Here is a 5755-nt window from a genome sequence, read left to right as displayed (position 1 = left end):
GAGCCGGCGCGGCGGCTCGCGCCAGGCGCCGGCGTTGCGACCGGCGATCATCCAGTAGACCAGGCCCGCGAGAATCCCGGCGCCGGTCATGATTTCGAGATGCCGTCGCACGATGCCCTCGAAGCGCATCGTATCGGGGTCGAACGGAACGAGACCGAGATAGCAGGCAAGCCCGACCAAGCCGCCGCCGACGGCGTAGGTCAGCGCGCCGCGGATGTAGAAGGCCTCGGTGATGGCCACCACGATCATGGCCGGGATCAGCGCGAAGCCGGAGACGAAGATGAAGCCGAAGCCCAGCACGATATCGAGCCCGCCCTGATCGACGGGCCGGGAGCCGAGACCGCTGAGTTCCGGAAACAGCACCGCGCCGACCACGACCATTCCCGCCACCATGCAGGCCGCGAGAAAGGCGAAGAAGATGACAAACAGGCGGCCGATCAGGGCCATGGGCTAATCCATCACCGAGGTGTCGATCGATCGCTCCGTCATGCCCGCTCGGGCTCCGCCATGACGACTGGGTGCGATGCTTTCATCTAGTCGGTCATCGCCATCGCGCGCAGCGCCTGCCGCTCGCGCGCCGACAATTTCTCGGTCTCCGACTTCAGCTGGCCGCAGGCGGCAAGGATGTCGCGGCCGCGCGGCGTGCGCACCGGCGAGGAGTAGCCGGCGTTGAAGATGTATTCGGAGAATTTCTCGATCTGGTTCCAGTCCGAGCACTCGTAGCGCGTGCCCGGCCACGGATTGAACGGGATCAGGTTGATCTTTGCCGGAATCCCCTTGAGAAGCCTGACAAGCAGTTTTGCGTCGTCGAGCGAGTCGTTGACCCCCTTCAGCATCACATATTCGAAGGTGATGCGCCGCGCATTCGATGCGGCCGGATAGTCGCGACAGGCCTGCAGCAATTCGGCAATCGGATATTTCCGGTTCAATGGCACCAGTTCATTGCGCAATTCGTCGCGCACCGCGTGCAGCGAAATCGCCAGCATGACGCCGATTTCCTCGCCGGTCCGGATGATGTTCGGCACCACGCCCGAGGTCGACAGCGTGATGCGCCGGCGCGAGATGCCGATGCCTTCATTGTCGGCGACGATCAAGAGCGCGTCGCGCACCGCCTCGAAATTGTACAGCGGCTCGCCCATCCCCATCATCACGACATTGGTGACCAGCCGACCGCCGCCAGGCGTGTCGCGGTCGGCCCAGTCGTTGAGGCGATCGCGCGCCACCATCACCTGGCCTGCGATCTCGCCTGCGGTCAGATTGCGCACCAGGCGCTGCGTGCCGGTATGGCAGAACGAGCAATTCAGCGTGCAGCCGACCTGCGAGGATACGCACAGCGTGCCGCGATCCGTCTCGGGGATATAGACGCATTCGACCTCGTGCGCCTGCTCGAGGTGATCGCCGCTCGGCAGCCGCAGCAGCCATTTTCGGGTGCCGTCGCTGGAGATCTGCTCGGCGACCACTTCGGGGCGATCGACGGTGAAATGATCCTTGAGCTGCGCGCGCGTCTCCTTGGAGATCGAGCTCATTTCATCGAAGGTCCTGGCGCCGCGGAAATAGATCCAGTGCCACAATTGCTGCGCCCGCATCTTGCGCTGCGCCGGCGCCACGCCGACCATCGCCAGTTGCTCGGCGAGCTCGGCGCGCGAAAGCCCGATCAGCGACGGCCTGGCCGGCGGCAGATAGCTTTCGAGCGGGACTTTTTCCAACGGCGCGGTAGCGGGCTGCGGAACAACCCCGGCCCGATGGATCATGGTGTCGGTCATGGCATACCAGATAGGCCTTCGAGCACGCGCTGGAAAGACGCCAAACGCATCCGTTGCGGCATTTTCCGAGCGTTAGCGCTTGCAATCCTGCGCGATCTTGTCGAGCGCCTGGGCGAGCCCCTTCAGTGAAAACGTATCGGTCGTCTCGGTGCCCTTGGCCGAGACGCCCTTGACGACGATTTCGCTGGCATGGCGCATGGCCTCGACCATGCGCTCCTCCTCGGCGGCGTTCTTGATCCACAGGCCGTCACCCTGGGTGTACATGGCGTAGCTCGCGCCGCCGACTTCGATGGTCGATTCCGAACCGGGCTTCAAGGCGTAACCGATCATGACCGAGACTTCGTTGACGACCTTCTCAGCGGGGCGGGTCGATATGAACGCATAGGCAGGATCGCGCGGACGGTTCGGCGGATTGGTCTTCGAGGTTGTCGGCTTTGCCAGCGCGAAGCACACCCGCTTGCCATTCGGCGCCGCCGAATACGCGCCCCAGGTGCCGAACTGGCCCATCAGGGTCGGCTCGGCGCTGCCGCCACCTGGCACGGACGGCCTCTGCTCCGGCCTGGGCGCCGATTTCGTCGCTTTGGGCGCAGCACTCTGCGCCAGCACGGGGCTCAATGCCCCGCACACCAGCACGCCTGACGCCAGCGCTGTCAGTATCCGCCGAAACACCATGATGAGACGTGATTCCCCCAAGCCTTGATTCGCCCATTATTGTGACTGGAAAATGGCCCGCCACCGTGCAGCCACATGCGGCGAGGCTTAGCCGGGAAACAGGGACTTGGAAAGGCAGTTGGGAATTCATCGTATATATCGCAAAATTTACCGTTTCGATCGCGCCGCCCGCTGCTGTTGCCACTGCGCATCAGTCCACTCCAGGAGATCCTCAGCTCCGGAACTGCGCAGATGCGCGCCACCATCCTGCACCACCATCTCACCGTTGATGTAAGCTGCCGAATCCGAAATCAGAAAGCTCGCGAGATCGGCCAGCTCACGATGCTCGCCGACGCGGCCGAGCGGATTTCGCAATGCCCAGCCCTGATCGCGACCCGTCGGCCGAAGCTGATCGGTCGCGCCCGGCGTTGGAAACGCGCCGGGCGCGATCGCGACGGTGCGGATCCCCTTCGGTCCCCATTCGACGGCGAGACTCTTGGTCATCGCGAGCACCGCCGACTTCGCCATCGCCGACGGCACGGTGAAGGCGCGGCCGGTGATCGTGGAGGTCGACAGGATGCTCAGCACCACGCCGCGACGCCCACTCTCGATCCAGCACCGGCCCGCCGCCAGGGTGCAGTAGAGAGTTCCATGCAGTGTCGGCGCCAGAATAGCATCGGCTGCACCGAACGACAAATGCTCGCTTTGCGCGATGAAGGTCGCAGCCGCATTGTTGACCAGCACATCGAGCGGCGCCGCGCCCCAGATTGTATCCATCATGGCCTCGACATTGGCGCCGTCGCGAAGATCGCAGCGGATCGCCGTGACGTTGCCGCCGCGGCTCGCGCGCATCGCAGCTGCGGTCGCCTCCAGCACCTCGAGCCTGCGGCCGCAGATCACCAGATCGGCGCCGAGCTCGAGAAAGCGGTCGGCCATCGCCGCCCCGAGCCCGGAGCCGCCGCCCGTCACCAGGATTCGCTTGCCCTTGAGCAGGCCTTGTTCAAACATCGTTTGCTTCCTCCGTGTCCGGCTTCCGGTATTGTCGCCCGGCTGCAAATCCGGCATGAATCCAGCAGCCCTCGACAGCCTATTGCGCCCAAAAATCAAAAATCAGGTGTATCCATGAAAGCCATTCTCTGCTCGCAATATTGCCAGCCCGACGATCTCGTGCTCGCCGACGTGCCGGATCCCGTGGCCGAGCCGGGACAAGCGGTGATCGCCATCAAGGCGGCCGCGCTGAATTTCTTCGACATCCTGATGATCCAGGGCAAATACCAGATCAAGCCGCCGTTCCCGTTCTCTCCGGCCGCCGAAGTCGCCGGAATCATCGAGAGCGTCGGCTCTGATGTCACCGACCTCAAGGTCGGCGACCGCGTAGTCGCCTCCTGCGGCCACAACGGCGCGCGGGAGAAGATCGCCTTGCCGGCCAACGCGATCGTGAAGATTCCCGACAATCTCGACTATGACCGCGCCGCCGGGATCATCATCATCTACGGCACCGCGCTGCATGCGCTGGAAGATCGCGCCAGTCCGATGCGAGGCGAGACCCTGGCGGTGCTGGGCGCCGCCGGCGGCACCGGCCTCGCGGCCTGCGAGCTCGGCAAGCTGATGGGACTCAAGGTGATCGCCTGCGCCTCATCGGATGCGAAGCTCGAATTCGCCAAGGCCCATGGCGCGGAGCTTGGGCTGAACTACGCCACGGAAGACCTCAAGGAGGGGTTGAGGCGGCTCACCGGGGGCAAGGGCTGCGATATCATCTTCGATCCCGTCGGCGGCAGCTATGCCGAAGCGGCGCTGCGTTCGATCGCGTGGCAAGGCCGCTTCCTCGTGATCGGCTTTGCCGCCGGCGACATTCCGAAAATGCCGCTCAATCTCGCACTGCTCAAAGGCTGCGACATCCGCGGCGTGTTCTGGGGCCACTGGGCGCGGCTCAATCCGGAGAAGAACCGCGCCAACCTGGAGAAGCTCGTAGCATGGACCGCCGAGGGCAAGATCACGTCGCATGTCGACCGCACTTTCCCGCTCGCGCAGACCGCCGACGCGTTGAAGGTTTTGGCCGGCCGTCAGGCGATGGGCAAGGTCATCCTGCATCCGTGATGACGCGCCCCGTGACATTATACCCGTAACAGAGCAAGCATATCCGTAACAGAGCAAGCGCGCGTCGCACGCGCGCTTGAGACTGACGTCGCCGATCGCCCCTGTTCGCGAGATGGAGTGATCTCAGGGCATCGCGTTCACGCGGTGGCCGCGTCGGAACGCGCGGGGACGAAGATATGGCCGATATCCCGCGTGCGCTCGTCCGCGGAATCAGGTCGCGCGGGTCGCGCGCACATCTCCATCGACCATAGTTGCATTTACCATGTTCGGCGAATCGCGATTAACCATATCGGCTGGCAAGCGCGCGCGACGGGTCGCGCAATTCATTGCAATCGTTCGGTTCCATTGAAAATCGAGCGCGATTCTGCACTTGGCTTTGTCGCTTCGCCGCAAAGAAATCAAAATTTGCCCCAATTCACTCCCGCTAAAGCCGCGTTTTAGTCTCATTCAACCCCTGAGTTCAGGGAAGGTTAAGGGGGCCTTTCCGCACAGAGCGCGAAGAGCGGGCAACTGCTGTCATGCCCCGATTTGTTGCGTCACAGTGAGTGGGGAACATCACCATGGCAGAACAAAAGCGACGATTTGGATCCCGCGATCCTCATGATGAGAAGTTCGGCGACAGTACGGGCCGCGAACGGGCCCGGCCGTACACGTTCGGGCGGACCGCGCGAACCGAGCGTATCCCGACCGATTCGGTTCCCCTGTTTCTCTCCGATTCCGACGAGCCGCCCGCATTGGCCGACCCGCGCTACGCCAATCAACATTATGCTGATGCAGGCCACGCCGAGGAGCCCTATGCGGAGGAGCCGTATCGAGAGGAGCAGTACCCGGACGAAGCCTACGAAGAAGAGGGTTCGTTCGCGCACGGTCTTGCCCATCCGCTGCGGAGCTATCGGCGCGCCAAGGTCTCGTTCCGGATCCTGATGGCGGTTCTGGCAGCCACGGGGGTCGCAATCCTGTTTGCGTTGTTCTCATCGGATGCCGCGCGCAACTTCGTCGAGAGCGCCAAGACCACGATCACATCCAGCTCGGCGGTGCCGCCTGCGATCGCGGAGACGGAACCCTCCTCACAACTGTCGGCGCAAGACATGCAGCTGAAGGATCCGACCCGAGCGTCGGCATCGTCTGCTGCTGTAAGCCCACCTGGGGACAGCAGCGGCGACACCCCGACGCTCGCGGCGGCTCCGTCGCGTAATGACATCACCTCGGCGTTCCAGAACGCGCTGCAGAGCCAGCCTCCCGCC

Annotated in this window: 5 protein-coding genes and 1 pseudogene; 2 read left to right on the top strand and 4 right to left on the bottom strand. The window is 63.7% G+C overall.

Features of this window, described 5'->3' with window-relative positions:
- The 4 genes from WCB02_RS17065 to WCB02_RS17050 all read right to left on the bottom strand — a co-directional run.
- Positions 1–447, bottom strand: a 447-nt coding sequence (locus WCB02_RS17065) for a hypothetical protein (protein ID WP_423959741.1), incomplete at its 3' end; no start/stop codon positions are given.
- Positions 448–533: 86 nt separating this feature from the next.
- The gene (rlmN, locus tag WCB02_RS17060) at positions 534–1751 is read right to left on the bottom strand and encodes a 23S rRNA (adenine(2503)-C(2))-methyltransferase RlmN (RefSeq protein WP_423959746.1); all 1218 of its coding nucleotides are present in this window, start codon (positions 1749–1751) and stop codon (positions 534–536) included.
- 84 nt (positions 1752–1835) lie between these two features.
- Positions 1836–2435 carry an invasion associated locus B family protein gene (locus tag WCB02_RS17055; RefSeq protein WP_423959743.1) on the bottom strand — a complete coding sequence of 200 codons (600 nt, stop codon included), beginning with the start codon at positions 2433–2435 and terminating at the stop codon, positions 1836–1838.
- Positions 2436–2582: 147 nt separating this feature from the next.
- Positions 2583–3422: an SDR family oxidoreductase gene (locus WCB02_RS17050; protein WP_423959739.1), complete on the bottom strand. Its 840-nt coding sequence runs from the start codon at positions 3420–3422 to the stop codon at positions 2583–2585.
- A 114-nt stretch (positions 3423–3536) separates the two neighbouring features.
- Here WCB02_RS17050 and WCB02_RS17045 point away from each other — a divergent pair, with 114 nt between their 5' ends.
- Together WCB02_RS17045 and WCB02_RS17040 are read left to right on the top strand one after the other, a co-directional pair.
- Positions 3537–4511: an NADPH:quinone oxidoreductase family protein gene (locus WCB02_RS17045; protein ID WP_423959738.1), complete on the top strand. Its 975-nt coding sequence runs from the start codon at positions 3537–3539 to the stop codon at positions 4509–4511.
- A gap of 560 nt (positions 4512–5071) precedes the next feature.
- Positions 5072–5755: pseudogene (locus WCB02_RS17040) on the top strand (hypothetical protein); the annotation flags it as partial.

This window comes from Bradyrhizobium sp., assembly GCF_049581145.1.
Lineage (GTDB): Bacteria > Pseudomonadota > Alphaproteobacteria > Rhizobiales > Xanthobacteraceae > Bradyrhizobium.
Note: the sequence above shows the minus strand (reverse complement) of the source record. Positions and strands in the feature narration are given on the sequence as shown.